The 21451-nt window shown below is 49.6% G+C and carries 15 protein-coding genes; 9 read left to right on the top strand and 6 right to left on the bottom strand.

The features are described 5' to 3' along the window. Window positions 1–136 precede the first annotated feature (136 nt). The 5 genes from M0R47_RS11000 (at window position 137) to M0R47_RS10980 (ending at window position 6904) form a co-directional block, all read left to right on the top strand. Complete coding sequence (locus M0R47_RS11000; RefSeq protein WP_292554411.1) at window positions 137–1081, top strand: hypothetical protein; 945 nt, start codon at window positions 137–139, stop codon at window positions 1079–1081. 276 nt (window positions 1082–1357) lie between these two features. Further along, a complete protein-coding gene (locus M0R47_RS10995; RefSeq protein ID WP_292554408.1) occupies window positions 1358–1891 on the top strand; it encodes a transposase in 534 nt (177 codons plus the stop codon). 443 nt (window positions 1892–2334) lie between these two features. Further along, entirely contained in the window at window positions 2335–3024 is a 690-nt protein-coding gene (locus M0R47_RS10990) for a GIY-YIG nuclease family protein (protein WP_292554406.1), read from the top strand. Window positions 3025–3159: 135 nt separating this feature from the next. After that, the gene (locus tag M0R47_RS10985; RefSeq protein WP_292554404.1) at window positions 3160–6258 is read left to right on the top strand and encodes an efflux RND transporter permease subunit; all 3099 of its coding nucleotides are present in this window, start codon (window positions 3160–3162) and stop codon (window positions 6256–6258) included. Further along, window positions 6221–6904: an alpha/beta fold hydrolase gene (locus M0R47_RS10980; protein WP_292554402.1), complete on the top strand. Its 684-nt coding sequence runs from the start codon at window positions 6221–6223 to the stop codon at window positions 6902–6904. Before M0R47_RS10985 ends, M0R47_RS10980 begins: the two co-directional genes overlap by 38 nt. A 23-nt stretch (window positions 6905–6927) precedes the next feature. Here the strand turns inward: M0R47_RS10980 and M0R47_RS10975 are convergent, their stop codons facing one another. Beyond that, window positions 6928–7395 carry a hypothetical protein gene (locus tag M0R47_RS10975; protein WP_292554400.1) on the bottom strand — a complete coding sequence of 156 codons (468 nt, stop codon included), beginning with the start codon at window positions 7393–7395 and terminating at the stop codon, window positions 6928–6930. Window positions 7396–7804: 409 nt separating this feature from the next. Between M0R47_RS10975 and leuB the strand changes: the two genes are divergently transcribed. Beyond that, a complete protein-coding gene (leuB, locus tag M0R47_RS10970) occupies window positions 7805–8911 on the top strand; it encodes a 3-isopropylmalate dehydrogenase (RefSeq protein WP_292554396.1) in 1107 nt (368 codons plus the stop codon). A gap of 246 nt (window positions 8912–9157) precedes the next feature. Here the strand turns inward: leuB and M0R47_RS10965 are convergent, their stop codons facing one another. Together M0R47_RS10965 and M0R47_RS10960 are read right to left on the bottom strand one after the other, a co-directional pair. Continuing rightward, window positions 9158–9886, bottom strand: a complete 729-nt coding sequence (locus M0R47_RS10965; RefSeq protein ID WP_292554393.1) for a TMEM165/GDT1 family protein — start codon at window positions 9884–9886, stop codon at window positions 9158–9160. Between the two features lie 84 nt (window positions 9887–9970). Further along, entirely contained in the window at window positions 9971–10921 is a 951-nt protein-coding gene (locus M0R47_RS10960) for a ZIP family metal transporter (protein ID WP_292554391.1), read from the bottom strand. A gap of 222 nt (window positions 10922–11143) precedes the next feature. Here M0R47_RS10960 and M0R47_RS10955 point away from each other — a divergent pair, with 222 nt between their 5' ends. Beyond that, window positions 11144–13471 carry a TonB-dependent receptor gene (locus tag M0R47_RS10955; RefSeq protein WP_292554388.1) on the top strand — a complete coding sequence of 776 codons (2328 nt, stop codon included), beginning with the start codon at window positions 11144–11146 and terminating at the stop codon, window positions 13469–13471. Between the two features lie 463 nt (window positions 13472–13934). Here M0R47_RS10955 and M0R47_RS10950 read toward each other — a convergent pair whose 3' ends face one another. Further along, window positions 13935–15392 carry a M48 family metalloprotease gene (locus tag M0R47_RS10950; RefSeq protein ID WP_292554385.1) on the bottom strand — a complete coding sequence of 486 codons (1458 nt, stop codon included), beginning with the start codon at window positions 15390–15392 and terminating at the stop codon, window positions 13935–13937. 930 nt (window positions 15393–16322) lie between these two features. Between M0R47_RS10950 and M0R47_RS10945 the strand changes: the two genes are divergently transcribed. Continuing rightward, on the top strand, window positions 16323–17864 hold the full coding sequence (locus M0R47_RS10945; protein WP_292554382.1) for a porin: 1542 nt from the start codon (window positions 16323–16325) through the stop codon (window positions 17862–17864). A gap of 132 nt (window positions 17865–17996) precedes the next feature. Continuing rightward, complete coding sequence (locus M0R47_RS10940) at window positions 17997–18461, top strand: GDP-mannose mannosyl hydrolase (RefSeq protein WP_292554379.1); 465 nt, start codon at window positions 17997–17999, stop codon at window positions 18459–18461. Window positions 18462–18482: 21 nt separating this feature from the next. Here M0R47_RS10940 and M0R47_RS10935 read toward each other — a convergent pair whose 3' ends face one another. Both M0R47_RS10935 and M0R47_RS10930 read right to left on the bottom strand, forming a co-directional pair. Beyond that, entirely contained in the window at window positions 18483–19682 is a 1200-nt protein-coding gene (locus M0R47_RS10935) for an alpha/beta hydrolase (protein ID WP_292554377.1), read from the bottom strand. Between the two features lie 432 nt (window positions 19683–20114). Then, window positions 20115–21440 (bottom strand): alkaline phosphatase PhoX, encoded by a 1326-nt coding sequence (locus M0R47_RS10930; RefSeq protein ID WP_292554374.1) that lies wholly within the window; start codon window positions 21438–21440, stop codon window positions 20115–20117. Window positions 21441–21451: the final 11 nt, after the last annotated feature.

Below are 21451 nucleotides of genomic sequence, written 5' to 3'. Positions count from 1 at the left end.
TCGTTGTTGCAAAGACATTGCCGTATTATGCGAGGAAGTCAAAATCTGCTTTGACGATTCAATTTTTCCCGGTATTCGCTACGCATTACCAGAACATGATACTTCGGGTTAACCCTTACAATAGTAGGTGCCACCGATGCTGACCACCACCAAAAAACTCAAATGGCTTTTAGCGCTAGTGCTGATTTTCGGCGGGTTTACAGTTCACAAGCTTTTTGATGAGCTGGCTCAGAGTCTTGCTTACCATGAATATGAATGGATATTCAAAATCATTTCGGAACTTGGCCTGTTCGTATCCGTTATCGTTTCGGTCGGTTATTTCCATCACTGGTTTATCGCTGCCGAAGAGAGCAAGGAGTCCGAAATAAATTTACGCGCAACCCTTGCCAAGTACGTTGATAGTATTTTACTGAATTCCGTTAAAAGAGGATTTTCCGGCATAACCAATAAAGAATTCGATTTCAGCCAAATAATGCATGGTTTACAGCCGGGAGATTATGTCTATTGGCTTATTACCTTCGATCCTCGTTTTAAAAACAAATCAAGGGAACTGGAAAAAGCGATAAAAAATGGTGTTCATTTCAGGATGCTGATTTTAAAAGCCGATAGTCGAATCGGCGAATTACGTGCAACGGAAACCACAGGATTTAATCCTGACGAATTTAATGAGTACTCCAAATTATTTAAAGTTTCGCTGGAAGATGTGATTAGCCGCATAGGCGAAACAATAACAGGTTCCTTAGGTGTTTTTGTCTACGATGGCTTACCTTGCATTCCCCTGTTTATTATTATTCGCAACGAATCCAGAAAAATGGAAGTTTACAGCAGCTATTATTTGGCAGAACCGGTTTCAAAAATGCCCTATCTGCATTGGGAAACCGAGCTAAAACCCAGCGATCAGGCTTCGTTCGAATCGGAGCACTGGAATATGGTCGACCTGTTTCTCGATTATTTCAAAACACGTTGGGAAATGGAAAAAGAAAAACATCGCGATGCCGCTGGAGGCGAACTCGTTGAAAACAGCGATTTTATCTATGCCCCAATCTCAGCCAGAGAGAAATGCTCTGATCTATTAGAATAGTAGGGTATCTACTCGACTGAATCATGGGTCTGCGAAGGTATGCCAGGCTTTTTGAGATTGTTTTTTGGTTGTGGAAAACATTACCGCCAATCGTAAGGCTCCAATAGCATAGCGTATTGCACTTTATCAAGTTGGATACGCCTACCGTGTTACGGATTGCGTTTTACCGTGTTATCTCCAGAGTGGGCGTTAGCGTCAATTTTATATGAGTAGGAGTGCAAGCTCCGCTTGCCAGCAGGCCAAGCCTGCACTCCGAAAGCACGCCAATGAGCTGATATGTTAAAACGTTACCAACATCGTCCCGCACATCTTTTGTTAGATAAAACCAGTTACTTTATAACCGGCAGCATTTATCAAAAACGCGAATTATTAAACGATCAATTAAAAATGCAGTTGATCGCCTTGTTGCAGCAGACGTTTACTGAATTTTGCTGGACTCTGGAACATTGGGTGGTGCTGAATAATCACTATCATTTGATGGCGTTGAGTCATAAAGGGGCAGATTTACCGAAAATCATAGCGCGTGTACATTACCAATCGGGGCAACTGATCAGGAAAGCCTATCCCTCTGATTTACCGGTATGGTGGAATTACTGGGATTACTGCCCGCATGATGAAAAAGATTATTTCATTCGTCTTAATTACCTGTTGAATAATCCCGTAAAACACGGCTACACGAAGAATCTGACTGATTATCCTTTTTCCAGTTTTCATCAGCACATAGAAAAAGTTGGCAGGGAAAATCTGCGTCGGCAATTTAGTAATAACAACCAATACCAATCTTTAATTCTGACCGAAGATGAATTTTAAATAACAGACAGGAGTGCAAGCTTCGCCTAAAGCGCCTACTTTTGGTGCTTGCCAGGCAGGCAAAGCCTGCACCCCAGCCAACCACGAAGCACACTTTTTCATGCCGCGCTGTTTTGGAGTCCGCTAGCCGCTAGAGCATGAAGTGAATATCTATTGGAACGGCAATGGTACAATTGAATAGAATGAACCGGCAGGAGTGCAAGCTTCGCTTGCAAAGCCTGCACTCCAGAAAGACCAATGCATAGCTCAGAACAAATTTATTGCATTCAGTGCGGCGGCAAAACTTGTCGCAATAAGCTTATGCTGATTTTATCGAGCTGGTTACCAAGCTCCAGATAGGGAACCCATAAGACGAAGCTCCAGCTTCGTAAACGGGAAGCTGGAGCTTCCGTAATTGAATTCCCAAGCTTGAGCTTGGGAACTAGCGAAAACTTATTAGGTCTATGAAGCACGGCTACATTTACATACTCACTAATCCATCTTTAAAGAAAAATTGCGTGAAGGTTGGCCTTTCACGAGTCGGAGTTAAGAATCGTGCTTTCAACTTGTCCAAGTCTTCTTCAATTCCGCTGGATTTTGAAGTGAAATACGAATCTCCTGTTAGGGATGTCTTAACTGCTGAACGGCGTATTCATTTACTGCTTGATCAATACAGGATGAATCCATCTAAGGAATTCTTTTCTTTGTCTCTCAGAGAAGCAATTAATGTATGTAAATATGTGGTGAATTATGAGAAGGAGGATGCAAGTATTTGTTCTCACATTGAATTGCACAATACCTTGCTTACTGCTCACTACGAACCCAATATTACCTTAAGTTTACATAAGCTTATTTACACTCTCATTGCGGCAACAACCAACAACACACTCCTTGATCGCATATTTTGTAGTCGACGTGGCATCGTAGATGGTTTTCTAAAAGCAGATCAACTCGCAAGTCTGTTTTCGGTTAGTTCGCGTGCAGCTTCCGATGCAATGAAGACGTTGGCAAAATTGGACTCATCGGTTTTATGTCGCCCAACTGATGGTGCGCCAATAGAGAATGTTTTCGAATTTGTCCATTACCACAAAGGACATCTCGCTTGGAGGTTTACAGATGAGTATCGGAGATATTTTGGAAATTCAAAAATCTAACAGTTTTATTTGCTCCCGTAGCTGAATCGTAACTATGCTTGACGTTGAAGGTATTCCAAGGTTTTTTGAGGCTGTTTTTGATTGCGGCAAACATAACAATCTATTACCAACATTCGTAATCAAAACCATTAATCCATGCTACCCACCCTAGTCCGCTTCTCCATCCGTTTCTACGGCATTGTCATCGCGCTTGCCGTTTTGATCCTGCTCTACGGCAGCTACCGTTTTGCCACGGCGGGCCTGGATATTTTCCCTGAATTCTCCCCCAAGCAAGTCATTATCCAGACCGAATCGCCCGGCCTTTCTTCGGAGCAGGTCGAGGTGCTGGTCACGCAGCAGATCGAAACCTCGATCAGCGGTTTGATCGGCATGAAGTCGGTGCGATCCGAATCCATCCAGGGACTGTCGATTATTACCGCGATTTTTGACGAAAACAGCGATGTGTACCGTAACCGTCAATTAATTAGCGAGCGGCTAACCACGCTGGCCGGACAGTTGCCGCTGGGCATCACGCCGGTTGCGATACCGCTGTCCTCGTCTTCGGCGACGGTTTTAACTATCGGTTTAAACAAGGACGATCAAACCGATTTGATGGCTTTGCGCAGTTTGGTCGATTGGACGATAGTGCCGCGCTTGAAAGCTGTTCCGGGCGTGGCCGATGTCAACGTGTTCGGCGGCGATATTCAGCAACTGCAAATCCAGGTCGATCCTCTGCAATTGCACCGCTTTAACCTGGCGCTGGAGGACATTATCCTGGCCGCATCAAAGGCCGGAAACATTCAGGGAGGTGGTTTTATCGAAAACAACAATCAGCGCTTCACGTTGCAGATGACGGGACAGCCGGCCACGCCGGAACAATTCGGCAAGATTATCGTCAAGCGGGATCAGGGGCGCAGTGTGACATTGGGCGAAGTCACTACGATTGGCTATGCGCCGGAGCCGCCGATCGGCGCGGCGCAAATCATGGGCAAGCCCGGCATTGTGATGATGGTGATCGGGCAATACGGCGCCAACACCTTGTCGGTGTCCCGGCAGGTAGAAGAGACGCTGCACGAGTTCGAGCCTATTTTCAAAAAACAGGCGATCAATTTTTACTCGCACCTGTTCCGGCCCGCCGATTATATCGAACGATCGCTGAGCAATTTGTCCGGTCATTTGCTGATCGGCGGTTTGTTCGTGCTGATTGTCCTGTACCTGTTTTTGTTCAATTTTCGCACCGCGTTTATTTCGGCGCTGGCGATTCCGGTGTCGTTGATTGGCGCGGTGATTGTGCTGCTGGAAAGCGGGGTTAATCTCAATATCATGGTGTTGGGCGGCTTGGCGATTGCGCTGGGCGAGGTGGTCGACGATGCGATTATCGACACCGAAAACATTTTCCGACGCTTGCGCGAGAACCGGTTATTAGTCAAACCGCTGCCGATTACCGAGGTGGTTTACAGCGCATCGCTGGAAGTGCGCAGCTCAGTGGTTTACGCCAGTTTTATCGTCGCGCTGGTTTTTGTGCCGCTGTTGACCTTAAACGGCGTCGCCGGGCGTTTGTTTGCGCCGCTGGGCTATTCCTACATCCTGGCGATTTTAACGTCGCTGCTGGTCGCGCTAACCTTAACGCCGGCGCTGTGCTATATGTTGCTCGGCAACGCGGTGATCGCCAATGACGATCCGCCGCTGATCAGGCGTATCAAGCCGCATTATAAGGATTTGTTAAGCAAGGTTTCGAGTCATTTCAAACCGGTCATGATTGGCAGCGTTATCGTTTGCTTGTCCGGTTTGCTGGCTTTTTTCAGTCTCGACAGCAAATTCCTGCCGGAATTGCGCGAAGGCCATTATATCGTCCACACCACCAGCATTCCCGGCACGTCGTTGCAGGAATCGATCAGGATCGGCAGTAAGCTGACCGAACAGTTTATGGCGATTCCCGGCATACAGTCGGTGTCGCAATGGGCGGGCAGGGCGGAGCGGGGCGCCGATACTTACGGCAGCCATTACAGCGAGTACGAAGTGCGGCTTGAACCGATGTCGGGCTCGGAACAGCAGCAGATCAAGGACAGGTTGAGGGCGATTCTGGTCGGCTTCCCCGGCATTTTGTTTGAGGCTAATACCTTCTTGACGGAGCGAGTCGATGAAACCATTTCCGGCTACACCTCGCCGGTGGCGGTCAATATTTACGGCAATGACCTGAATCTGCTGGATGCGAAAGCACAGGCGGTCGCCGATATTATGCGCGGCATAGACGGCGCTGCGGATGTGCAACTGCGCTCGCCGCCCGGCACGCCGTTGCTGCAAATCAACCTGAATCTCGACCAGCTTGGCTTCTGGGGCGTCTTGCCGGCGCAGATCGTAGATACCTTGCAGGCCGCTTACGAAACCCGCGTGGTCGGTAAAAACATTCAGGGTAACAAGATCTACAACGTCGCGGTGACCTTGACGCCGGAACTCAGGCAGCAGCCTGAATCGATAGCCAAGCTGCCGATCAGGACGCAGGACGGCACGATGGTTACGCTGGAGCAGGTCGCGGAAATCAGACATTCGGCCAGCCGCTACAATATTCTGCATCAAGGCTCGCAGCGGCGGCAGACCATCACCGGCAATGTGCTCGACCGGGACTTGGATGATTTTATGGCGGAGCTTAAAGAGCGGGTGTTAAAGGAGATTCCGTTCTCGGCGGACATTTATCCCGAATTCACCGGTGCGGCGATCGAGCAGGCGCAGGCACGTAAGGAATTGGTTCTGCATTCGCTGCTGGCCGGAGCCGGGGTGCTGATTTTTATTTATATCGCCATCGGCAGCATGCGGCACATGTTGCTGACGCTTGCCAACCTGCCTTTTGCGCTGATCGGCGGGGTTGTCGCTGTGGTATTGACCGGAGTTACTTTGTCGGTCGGCTCGGTTGTGGGATTTGTAACGCTGTTCGGCATCACCGTGCGCAACAGTATTATGCTCTTGTCGCATTACCGTCATCTGGTTGAAGTCGAAGGCAAGCGCTGGAATTTGGACACTGCCGTATTGGGCGCGCAGGAACGCTTGCCGTCGATATTGATGACGGCGCTGGTCACCGCGCTGGCGATGTTCCCTATCGCCTTCAACAGCGATAATCCGGGGCGGGAAATCATGGGGCCGATGGCGGCGATCATCATCGGCGGTTTGGCTTCTTCAACATTACTGAATTTATTATTGCTGCCTGCCATTTTGCTGCGCTATGGAAAATTTAACAGCAAAGCTGAAACCGATAGCTAAAGATTCGGAAGCGATTATTCTGTTGCACGGTCTGGCAAGAACCAGCCGCAGCATGAGTAAAGCCGCCAGACTGCTGGCCGCGTACGGCTACAAAATCATCAATGTGGATTACCCTTCGCGTAGCGCAGACATCAGCCTTTTGGCGCAAAAATATCTTGATCAGGCATTAAAGCAGTGCGACGTGAGATGCATTCAGAAAATCCACTTCCTGACGCATTCGATGGGCGGCATTTTACTGCGCGATTATCTGGCCGGTCACACTGTCGATAAGCTGGGGCGAGTGGTGATGCTGGCACCGCCCAATCAAGGCAGTGAAATTGTCGATAAGCTGGGAGGCTGGAAGCTGTTTTACACTTTAAACGGTCCGGCCGGGTTGCAGTTGGGCACTGGCAGCGGCAGTGTACCGAACCGGCTGGGGCCGGTGAATTTTGAGCTTGGGGTAATTGCCGGGAATAAGACCATCAACCCTTTATTATCAAGGCTGATCCCCGGCATCAATGACGGCAAGGTGTCGGTAAGCAGGGCGCAGGTGGCCGGTATGAAAGATTTTATCGTCATGCCTTATTCGCATCCGTTTATCATGCGCCGGAAAGCGGCCATAGGGCAGGCGCTACATTTTATTCAGCAGGGGATTTTTGCAAGGTGAGTTATTAAGTTGATGCATGTCGGTTAGCCCTGTTTGCCATCCCGGCCATTCGACATTAACTCGGTTTGAAGAAATTCGCACATTCTTAGCGCCGAATCGCGCTCATTTTCGATTTTTTTAAGCTCGTCCTTCGCCATTAAAACTTCAAATTCAAGCTTGATGGAGCGCCTGAACCATTCGTCGCCTGACGATTTAAGTATCTTGTTTTTTCGCATCAGTTCAAAAATCCGTTTGTTTGAACGGTCTAAATGCGAGGCTACGGCTTGCAGTTGATTTTGAACGGTATAAAGCGATTCAACGCATTTTTTTACGCCTTCGCTCATTATCTCCTGGGCTTTGCAGCTTTGGTGAAGTTCAAAGGTTTTTTGTGATAATTCATCCTCTAGCCGTTCGATTTTTTCTATCGCGGCATCGTATTTTTCGCTCATCCCTGCGATTTTTTCATTCGAAGCGACCAGAGCATGGCTGTATTTTTTAGTAAAATTAAACATAGTCGGACACTTATTTTCATGAAGATGAAATGCACTAGCCAAAAATCGGTTGGCGATATAAAGATGTTTTTAGGATAGATATTTCATGCCATTGAATCAATAAGTGCTGATACCTATCAGGCTGCATGAGCTATTAGCCTGAAATCCTTAGTGATTTGGATGTTTTCAGTTTGAGTCGTTTTTAGTGTTAATGAATCCGATAGATTTGATCTGCTGCGTCATATTGTTTGCAAAGCCGGTCAGGCTTTCGCTATGAGGTCATGCGGATTTTCAGCAATGGATAACAGTGCTCGGTTATCGGTTTAATATCTTGGCTTGAAGGATGCCCGGCTTTATTGAAAAAAATAAAGTAAAATAGCCGGTTTTAAACATTACTTCGTAGATATTAAGTAGACAGCAAAGGTACATAATGAAGAATTATAAAATCGCAGTGTTAGCCGGGGACGGTATCGGTCCTGAAATTACTCGGGAAGCCATTAAAGTGCTCAAGCTTATTGAAGAGCGTAATGATGTGTCTTTTGAACTGATGCCCGCAGCTTTTGGAGCTTGCGCCTATTTTGAATTCGGCGATGCGTTTCCGCAGTCGACTATCGATATTTGCGACCAAGCCGATGCAATTCTTAAAGGACCGATCGGTTTGAGCCATGAGCAATCCAAAACGATTCCGGTTGATAAGCAACCCGAGCGCGGCGCGCTGCTGCCGATGCGTCGCCGTTACAACACTTACGCCAACTTTAGGCCGGTTGTGCTGCCCAAAGCCTTGGCGCATTTCTCGCCGTTAAAGCCTGAAATTATCGGCGAAGGGATCGACATTATTATGGTTCGCGAGTTAGTCGGCGGCCTGTATTTCGGTGCCAAGGAAACCGGCATTAACGAGCAGGGTTTGCGTTATGTCAAAGAAACCCTGGAATACGATGAACACCAGATCAGGCAAATTTTGCTGCAAGCGTTTAAACTCGCCAGCAAACGCAAGAAAGTGCTGCACAACATCCATAAAAGCAACGTGCTGAAATCCAGCGTATTGTGGAATGAAATACTCGATGAAGTGGCTAAAGACTATCCTGAAGTGGAAGTCATCCACCAGCTGGTCGACTCGGCCGCAACCAACCTGTGTTTAAAGCCTACCCAGTTCGACGTGATGGTCATGGAAAACATGTTCGGCGACATCCTCAGCGATCAGGGGGGCGGTATTTTGGGCTCACTGGGCTTGATGCCTTCTGCCTGCATTGGTGATGAAAAAGCCTATTACGAGCCATCGCATGGTTCGGCACCGGACATCGCCGGCAAAAATATCGCTAACCCTTATTCGATGATCGGCTCGGTTGCGATGATGCTGGAAAACAGTTTCGATATGGCCGAAGAAGCCAAAAATGTCTGGGCGGCGATGCAAGGCGTATTTGGCGACGGTTACTCGACCGCCGACCTGTCCAAGCCGGGCAGCGGCGTTACCATGATCAGCACCGAAGAGTTTGGCGACAAGGTTGTGGAAAAACTGAGGCAGATGCCGAGAGTGTAAGCTAGCGTAAGCCGGAATACCCACAGGGCACAAGTAAGATCGCCCAAGCGTAGCGCGAGGTGGCGTTGCCTACATGGACAGATATTTGCTCCTGCAATATCTGCATTCACCACATCCCTGTGGATTATGTAGGTAAGAAGCGTGAGCACGACTGCAAGGATGCAGGAGGTAGAGCAACGCAGGAGCAGTTGCCGAGGAGCGGAAGCTTTTCCGGCAAATCCGGGCGGTGGTGCCGGAATAAGCTTGTCAAAACAAGCTTGTTCCGGCCTGCGGTCCTATGTAGCTGATATAAGCCCGGTAACCCGCAAAAACCGACAGCATCAGGAAGATGGTGCCGCTGACCCTGTGCAGCAACGTTAACGGGATTTTTTGCAAAATAGTGCGTCCGGCCAAGATTCCCAAAGCCGATGTTGAGGCCAGCGCGACTGTCGAACCGAACCATACTGCAATCGGTGCTGCGGTGCTGCTTAAGCCGACAACAGCCAATTGGGTTTTGTCGCCGAACTCAGCCACCGTGATCAATAAAAAAGTGGTAAAGAAAATGCCGTGCCCGCTTTTTTCCTTAACTTCCTCCTTGTCATCATCCTCTTCTATGCGCAAAGAATGAATGCCGAACGCGGCAAACAGGATCGCGACGACTGAAGCGACAATATAGGTCGGCAACCAGCTGGCGATGGCAATGCCAAAAACGACAGCCAGAGTGTTTAAAAAGGCAAAAGCCGAAATGGCGCCCAGCAAAACCGGCATGGCTCTGTGCCGGGACGCCAGCGTCATGCACACCAGTTGGCTTTTGTCGCCGATTTCAGCCGCTGCAATCAACGCAAAACTGGTCGCTGCCGTAGCCGATATTTCGCCGAAGTTGCCGTTGCTTAGCAATGATAAAAAATGCTGTAAGGAGTTTTGAAGGTTTTCGTAGATGGGTGTGGTACTTAGCGACGCGAGAAGATGCGTTAAATAACTTTGAAGGTGATCCATTTTGTTTCCTGAGGAGGATTCTTTGCTGTGCCGTTGTAAAAGTGCAAGCGCGCTTTACAACGGCAGTAGGAGGTATAGAGGGTACTAACCCAGCATGTTGTCCAAGACCATCATGATGATAAAGCCGATCATTAATGCAAAGGTAGCGTAGCGGGAACGACCGTCAGAATGGGTCTCGGGAATGATTTCTTCACTGATGACAAAGAGCATGGCGCCTGCGGCAAAACCCATGGCTAACGGCAGGATAGGTTGAAAGAGGGTGACCATGGTAATGCCGAGCAAGCCGCCGATGGGTTCCACCAAGCCTGTCAGTGCGGCAATACCCACAGCTCGCCACTTGTTGTAGCCTAGCCCGACCAGGGGCAGGGCGACGGCCAAGCCTTCGGGAATATTTTGCAGGGCTATGGCAACAGCCAGCACTATGCCGTTTTTCATCTCTCCGGAACCAAAGCTGACGCCGACCGACATGCCTTCAGGAAAGTTGTGGATAGTAATGGCGATGATGAACAGCCAAACTTTTTTGAGGGAATTCAGCTGGGTATCGGAAACTGAACCGAAATGCACATGCGGTAGCTGTCGATCGGCCAAATGCAAAAACAGGGCGCCGACCAGCATGCCAAAAGAGACGACATAAATGCCTTTGCCGGGCCAGACTTGGTTGCCGTAGTCCATGCCGGGAACCAACAGCGAAAATGCGGTTGCGGCCAGCATGACGCCTGCGGCGGCACCAAGCATGCTGTTGAACAGGTTTTTGGAGATGTCTTTGAAAAACAGGGCAGGTAATGCGCCAAGGCCTGTAGCCATTCCCGCCAGAATGCTGGCAAAAAAACCGATAACAACGATCCTGCCAAAAATCAAATATAAACCGCCGAACACCACCAGTTGCGACAACAGGAATAACCCGGCTACTGTCGCCCAGCGTTGTAGTGGCGGCATAGCCAGCAGTTTTTGATAATTGGCGCTGGATTTTATGGCATCTACCCGGTCTTCAAAATAGCGTTGCAATTTAGTCACAGTCTCTGTCGTTAACGTCATAAGTTTTACCTGCATCAGCTTGTTTTGGAATATCCCTCAAGCATTATAACCAAATCCCCAAAGCTTGGGGTGTTTGTGGCGGATTACCGGGAGGCATATTCAGTATTCATAAGTGGTTTCGGCACTTTGCCTAGAGTCAGGAATATTTCCTTTTGTCGGCTGTTGTCTAGTGCCGTAGTGACGGTTTGGCTATCATGGGGAGTTATTTAATTGGAGGAAAGAATGAAAAAAATTGCATGCACAATGCTCGGACTAAGCCTGACGGCGGCCGGAGCGGTTGTGGCCAAAGATAAGCCGCAGGATCTGGGTATTCTCGACGTGGTCGGCGTAACACCGTTACAGGATAGTGGAGTTGCCGCCAGTAAAGTGCCGGCCAACATCCAAAGCGTGTCTTCCGAACAACTGGAAAAGGCTCAAAGCATCACGTTGGCTGAATACATCAGCCGCTACCTGGGCAGCGTACATATTAATGAAGCGCAAAATAACCCGTTGCAGCCGGACGTTTCCTATCGCGGCTTTGTCGCTTCGCCATTGCTCGGCTTGCCGCAAGGCTTATCGACCTATGTCAACGGCGTCCGCTTTAACGAACCGTTTGGCGACACCGTCAATTGGGATTTGATTCCCGAAGGCGCGATCGATTCGATGGCTTTATATCCGGGCTCCAACCCGGTGTACGGCCTGAACAGTTTGGGCGGCGCCATTTCAATCAAAACCAAAACCGGCTTCTCTGCGCCCAAGCATGAATTGGAAGTTTACGGCGGCTCCTGGGGCAGGCACTCAGAGGAGTTAAGCAGCGGCTGGAATAACGGCACTTGGGGCTATTTTGTAGACTTGCATCACTTTGAGGAAGACGGCTGGCGGGATTTTTCACCGACCAAGGCCGATCAGGCATTCGGTACTTTGAGCTGGCGCGGCGATAAGGGGTCTTTGGATCTGACCCTGGGCGGCAATGATAACGATATGCGAGGTAATGGCGCGGTGCCGGTCCAGTTGCAGGAGCAGAACCGGGCGGCGGTGTTCACCCATCCCGACCAGACCATTACGCGCATGTTTTTTTCCGAACTGGCAGGCAGTTATGATGTGGCCGATGACATTGAAGTCAGCGGCAACGCCTATTTCAGGCAGAATCGGATCAAGACCTTTAACGGCGATAACAGCGATTATGATGACTGCGAATTCGGAGGCAATGCCGGGCTTTTATGTGAAGACCCTGAGGACGATCCGGATGAAGAAGCGGTTGTGGACATCAACGGTAATAATGTACTCGCCACTGACGCAGTCGAAGGCGCAACCAACAACACCAGCCAAACCTACATGCGCAGCCGTGGCGGCACGTTGCAGTCGGTGTTCGCCCAGGACTTGTTTAAGCATAAAAACAACCTGACTGTGGGCACCAGTTACGATTATGCCGAGGTGCATTTCGGTTCTGACACCGAGCTGGGTTCGCTGACCGATACCCGGGGCTCAACGCAAAGCGGGATTCTTGTCGATGAATCCAGGGTTCGCTTGCATACCAATACTTCAACGGTGGGCGTATTCCTGACCGACAGCTTTTCCATTACCGATGCCCTGACGGCAACCGTAGCGGGGCGTTACAACTACAGCCATATCAACATGGAAGACAAGTATATAAACGGTGCAAATACCCTGGACGGTTCGCACACCTTTGAGCGGCTTAACCCTTCCGCCGGGTTGACTTATCAAATCAGGGATAACCTGAACGTGTACGGCAGCTACAGCGAGTCGGCCCGCGCGCCAACGCCGATGGAATTAAGCTGCGCCGATCCGACGGCGCCGTGTAAACTGCCAAACTCGTTTGTGGCTGATCCGCCTCTGGAACAGGTGGTTGCCAAAACCTGGGAAGGCGGTTTCAGGGGAGATTTGGATGAGCTGCTGGGCAAGGGCGATTTGAAATGGAATCTGGGCTATTTCCACACTATTAATAACAATGACATTATTTTCCGTCGCGATGCTTCCAGCGGCCTGATCAGTCAAGGTTATTTCGATAATGTCGGCAAGACCCGCCGCTACGGCATCGAAGCAGGAACGACCGTCAATTATCCGCAGTTGTTCAGCAACATTGACGACTGGCATTTTACGACCAACTATACCTATTTGAATGCCCGGTTTATGGACGGTTTCGATATCCAAAATCCGCTGGATACTGACGAGGCGATGGCGGTTACCAAAGGCGACAGAATTCCAGGTATCCCGGAGCATATCTATAAGGCTGCGTTGGGCGTCGATTTATGGCAGCGCGTGTCGTTGGGTATTGACGGCATCTATAGTGGCAATAAGTATTTCAGGGGCGATGAGGCCAATTCCACCAAACCGCTATCCGGCTACTGGCTGTTTAATGCCAAGGCGGAGTACAAGGTCACCAAGAATTTTGCGCTATTCGGTCGGGTCGATAACATCTTCGATACGAATTACAACACCTTTGGTGTTTATGGTCAGGCTGACGAAGTATTCCCGCAGTTTGACAATAACCGCTTTGTATCGCCCGGCGCGCCTAGAGCGGGTTGGATTGGGGTAAGGTTGAGTATGTAGATGAAAAAGGCTAAAGGCTAAAGCTAAAGCTAAAGCTAAAGCTGAAGGGTGAAGGGTGAAGGGTGAAGGGTGAAGGGGATTTGCGCCTTTCGCCCTTTGTCTTTTTTTGGGCAATAAAAAGCCCGCATAAAGCGGGCGTGTTGAGTGCTGTTATTATTATTATTGAGTTGTCGTTGCAACTTGACCCAAGCAGTATCACTTATTTTATTATTATTATCAGCTAGCCTAAAAAAGACTAAATTCCTCCTCTTAGTCGGTAATTAAACCGAGCCCAGTCCCTTAAGCTGGTGCGAATTCTATGCAAATGAGTTCTCGTTGTCTATTTAAAAAGTAAGGTTTAGCGGGAAAAATACAAGCCTACTGGAAATGTGTAATAAATACAGTTTATTACGGAATTTTAGACGCTGCTAATACACAAAATAACAGGCAAGTAGTGCTTTTTATTCAGGTTATATTCAGGATTTTACCTGTTGCGTCTAGCCTCTTCTTCCTCATTGACAAAGAAGTTGAGCCGGTCATTAAGGATGGCGGATAGCTGCAAATTAAGGCCTTTGGATTTTTGAGCCAGTTTTATTTGCAGGATAGCATCCCGGGTTTGCCCCGTTGCGTAGTAGTATTCCGCAAGATAACGATGAGATTCGGCGGGTTGGTTTAAGTCGCTGTACGCTTGTGCCAATAACTGTGAATAAATCGGTTGTTGTTGGGTTTTAGGTCTCAACTGAAATAAGTTCTTCCGCGCCAGATCGGCGCTACCGGCTTTTAGCAGAGACGTAATATATTCAAGCTTAATGGCCTCGTTAGCCGGAAATTGTTCGGTTAGCTTTTTATATCGGGCCAGCGCTGTACTGTAGTTTTTGGAATCCAGCGCGGTGCGGGCAAGTGCGGTTAGATATTGAGCCTGATTTGGGTATTCCTTGCTCAACTCTTGGAAAATTGTTTCCGCTTCAGTGAACTTTTGCGAGTTAAGCGCGCTCAGCCCAAGTCCGTAGCGGGCAACGGTGCGTTGTTCGGGAGTGCCTTGAGTTGATCTGCTTTTAAAGTATTTAAGCGTCTCGGCATTGTCAGTGCTGGTTAAGACACGGATTTTTGCTTTGGTTAACTGGTAGCCGAGTGAGTCGGGATATTGTTTATAGGGATAGGTTTCGGCGCGGCCGCGTGTGTCGGAAATACGTGACGCGGTAACCGGGTGAGTTCTCAAAAACTCGGGAATGTTCTGGCCGTAATAGCGGCTGGATTGTTGCAGGCGCTCGAAAAAAGTGGGCATGCTGCGCGGGTCGTATTGCGAGCTTGCTAGCGTTTGCATCCCGACGCGGTCAGCTTCCGCCTCGTGTTCGCGCGTGAAGTCGATCTGGAACTGCACGTTACCGGCTTGAATAGCGACTATCGCCGCTTGTCCCAGAGCCGGAGATTGGGTGCCTAGCAGGATCGCGGCCAAGGTCGCGGCGGCAGTCGGGATGGACAGGCGGCTGGCGGCCTCGTAAGAACGGTACAAATGGCGCTGGGTAACGTGGCCAATTTCGTGCGCCATAACCGATGCCAATTCGCTTTCAGCTTCGGTGATTAAAATTAACCCGGAATTTACACCGATATAGCCGCCAGGTCCCGCAAAAGCGTTGATGTCCTTTTCCATCACCACAAAAAAATGAAACGGGTTGCTGGGCGCATCGCTATTGGCTGCCAGCCGTTCACCAATAGTTTGAATGTATTGCTGAATTTCAGCGTCCTGATTGATGGAAATTTGCGAATGCAGGCTGCGGAAAAACGCTTCGCCAAACTCTTTTTCCTCGGCGGGCGTAATCAGGGTACCGGAAGAGTCGCCCATGTCAGGCAGTTCGATTTTGCTAATCTCAACAGCCTGTTGCGAAGCTGGGAAGAGAGCAAGGCTTAAGGCCAGTGTTATAGCGGATGGTTTGAATTTCATACGATGAGACTGAATAAAATTTAACTTGGGTTTAATCGGTTGTTAGGCTCAATCGTCATATTTCGTCAGGATCATGATGTTGAGTTTGGTCGGGCGGGTGCTCTCTATTGTTCCAGATATTCTTCGACTACGCAAAGCGGAAGAAAAATGCATCGGTTGCGGCTCTTCAGCTTAGCTTGATAGAGCGCCGCGTCAGCCGTGTTTAGCAGGTTGTCGTCGTTTTCCGGGTAAAGGGGGCTTTTATCTCTTCGCCGCAGACGGCTTCATAATAAATTGCCCATTCGAGGCGTTGGGCAAGAATATGTGCGCGGATTAACATTCTTGAAACCTTGCTATCATCGATGATCAAAAGCATTTTTATGGGACTGTTACAGGCACGATAGATTTACGAAGGTTAAACACAAAATATTCTATATAACTGATGTTACGCAGTTGTTCGAATTTAGACGGCATTAGCATTTTTTATTAAAGTGTCGCTGCCGCGACGGTTTATTTTTAATCGGGTTCTCGCACCCGAGGGCGAGTTACTTTTCGCTACGAAAACCCTCCTTGGTTTTCGCCCTGTGCGGGCCAGCCTTATGGCTGTTCAAATTCGCTCCAGGCGAATTTGTGCTTCGCCTCGGCAAAAGCTCCGGTGCTCGGGCTCGGCGCGGCATACAGGGGTAAAAAACATCCGTGCGTAACATCAGTCATTAATCAGGTTGGAGCTCAATTTAAAAATAGGTCATGGGACATTTTATGAGTAAAAGCAAGAAGCCGTATGATTGCCGGGTTCAGACCCAGGCGTTAAGGTCTATCAGTCATTATTTATGATTATTTTGAGGGTAAATTTCTAGCGCCTGTGTTAGAGGCAGGGTAGAATCCACGCCGGTCAGTTTAAATGAATCTGTATCTCAATATTGTCCGCCTAATCAAATTGAAAAAAACAATATGAAGATGATAACCTCCGCCCCGCTAATAGTATCAGCCGCACTATTCTGTGTGTTGAACAGCTTATCCGTAACAGCCGCAAATTCTCAAGCGATGGAACTCTACTTTGACCCTGAGACCAAACAGATTGTCACTGAACCGGGCAAGGGCAAAATCAAGCTGAATACTTTGCAATCTATTGAGAGTCTGGAACAGAAAAAGCAGGAGCTTGCGGTCATAGAAAACCGGTTAGACGCCAAGTTAAAGGCGTTGGATGACAAACTGAAACAACTCGAAAAACTGGAGTCGACTCCTCCGGTAGCGGTTGCGGCGTCGGAAAAAACGTTGCCGGTTGTTTCGGATAAGCCGCCAGCCCAAGCCGGAGAAGAAAAAAAGCCTGAACAAACAAAATCCAAAGCGCTTGAAAAATTTCCCGCTACCGTCAGCTACGGCGATAAAGGTTTCGAATTCAAAACGGATAACGGCAAATTTTCCATGCAGATTCAGAACCGGTTGCAGTTCCGCTATGCCAACCCGTTCGATAGCGACCCACGCACGCTTGCCGATCTGGACCGCGACCAAAGTTCTTTCATGGTGCGCAGAGCCCGGTTTAAGGTCGGCGGGCACGCTTATTGGCCCTGGCTCAAATATTATATGCAATACGACTGGAGCCAGCCGGTCTTGCGCGATTTTTACCTGGACGTCAGCAAATTCTCCGAGGCGCAGCTTCGGCTCGGTCGCGGCAAGGTGCTCTGGAATGATGAGCGGGTCACATCCTCAGGCCGGCAACAATTTGCTAACCGCTCCCTGATTAATGACATCTTCACTGTCGACCGGCAACAAGGCGCGCAGTTGTTCGGGCGCGTCTTTCCCGGCGAATGGTACGACTTCAGCTATGCCGCCGGCGTCTTTACCGGGCTAGGCGTGGGTGAGCGCAACAATGACGATGACAACATGATGTATACCGGCCGTTTGCAGTGGAACTTCTTGGGCAAAGAGCTGGAATTTTCCCAGTCGGATGTCGAGTTTCATGAACAACCGGCTGCCAGCTTGGCCTTTGCCGGAGCCACCAATAAAAGCAGATGCACCGCCTTTGAGACAGCGAGCGACAGCTGCCGCGCGTTGCCCGGTTTTGCCTTGGGTAGGCCGGGCCAGTTCCGGGTCAACCAGGCAATGGAAGAATTCCGTTTCAAATGGCTCGGGTTCTCGCTGCAAAATGAGTACCACTGGAAGCAGGTTGACGATACGCTTAAATCCGAAGCCGATCCGACAAAAAAGACCGACCTTTTCGGAGCTTATGTCCAAGCAGGTTATTTCCCTCATGCGCTGGTCCAGGCCGTGCCTAGGCAACTCGAATTCGCTGTCCGGTACGCCTTCGTCGACCCCAACGCTGACCGGTCAAATGACCTTCAGCAGGAAGTCTCGGCTGCAATTAACTGGTTCTTTTCAGGGCATTCCAATAAGCTGACTTTTGAAATTAGCCACTTACGGGTCGAAGATCCTGTCCTGCTTGTAGAGCAGTCTGAAGAAAGAGCCCGGATGCAGTGGGATATTTCATTCTGATGCGGCTGGAGGGGTTGCTAGGCTGCTTAGGTATTACGGATTGCGGCACTGCTCCCACATGCATGCGCTCGGGCGTGGAAGCCGACTTGGCGTTTTAGGACGACTCAACTTAACTAATTCCGGTTGATGGAAATGATTGAAGACGACGAGTTTATGAGGGTTGTGAAGAATGCGCCGTTGGTATCGCTGGATCTTGTGGTCCGGTCCGAGAATAACGAGCTGCTCATGGGAATGCGGGTCAATGAGCCGGCAGCGGGCACGTGGTTTGTGCCAGGAGGACGAATCCGGAAGGACGAATCAATCGAGGATGCGTTTTTGAGAATAACGAAGGCGGAGCTAGGGAAATCCTACCCCATTGATCAGGCCCGGCTATTGGGCGCATTTACTCATAAGTACCAGACTAATTTTGCCCATATACCGGGCATCAGTACTCACTACGTTGTTCTTGCTTACGAACTTCAGGTTTATATCAACCTGAAGCAGCTGCCAACGGATCAGCATAGCGAATACCGCTGGGTGTCGGAAAGCGGCGATCTGGCTAAGGTCCATCCGAACGCCAGGGCTTATTTCTCCTACATGAAGCGCGGCAGCAACTGATTCCATTTGAATCATGCGCTGTTAGTCTTGCCCGTTTTCCTGTCGCTGTTTCAGCCAGTCGTCAATTTTGCGTAAAATTTGCTCACGCAGAGCCGGTGTGGAAAACAGTTGTTCGTGATGGCTTTTTCCGGCTAGCACCATCAGTTCATTGTGTTCATGTTTATCGCGCGTTACGGCAGCGAAATCGGTACTTCCCCACGCGGGCGTAATCGGGTCATATTCGGAGTAAATGAGCAAGTAGGGCGTAGTAAACTTCGCCATGTTCTGCCGGAACTGAATAATTTCCTTTTCAATGCCCAACACATAACGTAAGACACTCCGGTGCATGATGTAATTGTCATTACGCTGACGGATTCGCTGTTCTTCTGAGTCGCTGAGGTATTCTTCCACCCATGGCGGGCTGGCCGGCGAAAACACATTGCGCAGACCGGGCAATGACAGCAGTTCAAAAATACCGTCTTGCAAAGGGACGGTAACCAAGGCCAGCAGCTGATTGAACAGCAATAGGGGAAATGGTTCGTCGTGCGGGTTGAGGAAGTGCTCGTTAGTATGAAGCGAAAACCGGATAACCGGATTCTGGAACCAGCCTCGCCAGCCGGGAACTTCGGTAACGGAAAAGGCCGGGCCGGTGAAAATGATGCCTTTTATTCTCGGTTTTATAGCTTCATTGCCTGATTGCAGCAAATAGGATGCGCTCACCAGAGAACCGAGGCTGTGCGACAGAATGAACACAGGTAGGGATTTGTTGGCCGACAGTTTATCGCAGTGATTGAGCAGATGATTTAAGGCCAGATTCAGGTCATCTCGCAGAGGCTGCAAGTCGCCAAGCTGCGCCTGTTCAAGATAAGCAGAACTGGCATCATAGGCCGGTGCGCCGGCTTCAATACTTTTGCTCGCCGACCTAAGCACGGTATTGCTCAAACCATGCGCAGTCATATCCATGCCCGCGACAATAAAACGGTCGGAAAAGTGCCGTGCAATCTCGCCATAGCGGCCGACATGTTCATTCATGCCGTGGACAATCAGCAGGCAGCCGCGGGCGGAATCCGGCCTGGCAGGCATGAGGATCTGCATATGCCGGATTGAACCGGCTTCGTCGGCATTCAGAGTGTGCTCTTCGCCCCACAACGGGTATTTTGTCTTGACTATTTGTTGATAGGTACAGCCGCTGCACAACATCAGCAGTAAAATGGGTAAAAGATTTGGCTTGCTGAATAACATGGCTTATCGGCGATAAGCTTCAATCGGTTTTGAATGGCCGGTGACGTTCTCTTTCGGTCGGAACCGCTGTGAGACTAAAGCAATTGACCGGATAAATGTAGGCGGATTGATGGGCTTCATAGATCACCTCATGATTGCTGGTGAAGAGGAGGCAGCTTCACTTTGCATCCTCACGCTGCGGCAAAACCGGATTCAGGTTCCAGCATCTTCCACCATAAACTTAAGTCTACCGGCTGGCAAGCGTTGAAGAAGAGTTCATGGCCAATCTGCTAGCGCCGATTTTCTCAAATAAGATTGTACCTGATGTTTAATAAGGACCGTTTCCTTATCGCACCAATTCCGCAATGCTTGGCATGGATGACAAAGCAGTTGAAAGAACAATAAAAAACGGCGTCCGAGGACGCCGTTTTGTCGAACTCAATAATCGATGGGTTATTTACGATTAGTAATGGCCATCGTTTTGTCGTTGCCTGTACCGGAATGCTGGACATTCACGAACAGTGTGTGAGGGTCTTTACCGAAGTAAATGCCTGTGCCTTCCGCTGATTTGTCTTTCAAGGAAGCGAACAAATGTACGCCGTCTTGATAACCATCGTTGTTGGCATCTTTAGAGGCCGGGTCATAAACCCAAATGTCGCTGAAGTCGTTGTCTTCCACCATCCACAACTTGCCGTCAGGGCTGGTCGCCAGGTTGTCCACTTTCGCGAAGCCGGTCGCATTAGTCGCCTGGTTTTCGATCGGCGCATTCTTGCCGGCAGCGACGACATATTTGACGGATGGTGTTTCGTCCAGCGCTACGGCCAAGACCGCGCCACGGCCACTGGTGTTGGCGGCGTTATCAACATCTTCGCAAGTCAACGCGACGTACAGGGTCTCGGTAATGCGTTCCAGGTCTTCAGGGCGACAGAACTGGGTTGCGCCGACAGTTGCCGCCGCTACGCGGGCACTGATTTGCACTTGATCCATATCCAACGCCAACCACTGTGCAGCGCCGGTTTTGCCAGCATCCACTTTTAAAGCGTAAAGCTGTCCGTCGCTTAGATCGCCATAAGTCGTCGGCACGAATTTATAGATCGAGCCTTTTTTATCTTCGTCGATGACATAGACATTGCCTTCTTCGTCAATTTCCAGGCCTTCATGCGCCAGAGAACCTAATTTAGGCAGTACGGTAACAGTTTCCATTGTTGTTGGATCACCGGCTTTTAACTTCATTTCGTACACCAGGCCGCTGGTGGCTTGAGGCGCTTGCGGGTCAGGACGTAACGAGGTAATGGTTTCCTCAGCAAACAGTAGCGTGTGCCACGGTGTCCAGACGATGCCGTCGAGTGCTTCCCAATCGTCGCGTCCAGCCATTTCCTTGGCTTCCCCGGTCCGCAGGTCAACAACGGAAACCGCGCCGCCGCTGTGTCCATCAATACGCAATGAATTGCCATCGCTACCCATGGCGCCGCCGCGAACTTCATGGGTGCGGTACAGATAACGGCCGGCGTGTTTTTGGGTTTCGTTGACTGTGTTCATGTCGTTCCAGTCGGTGCCGACATAGATGTTCAGGTCGCTTTCGTCAGCAATGATAGATTGGTTATAGCCTTCGGGAATGACCCAGGGTGTAGCGTCAAGATCGGTAGCGTTTTGCTGACCGTAAGCGGAACCGGAAATAGAGTCAAATGCCATAGGCCCTTGAACTTCAGAATCGGCAACTGCAAGGGCAGGGATAATCGCGCTAATAGCAAGCGACAATAGAGTTTTGGTAACTTTCATTATGTACTCCA

Source organism: Methylobacter sp. (assembly GCF_023227905.1).
In the GTDB taxonomy this organism is placed as follows: domain Bacteria; phylum Pseudomonadota; class Gammaproteobacteria; order Methylococcales; family Methylomonadaceae; genus Methylobacter_A.
This window is presented reverse-complemented; position numbering and strand designations above follow the sequence as displayed.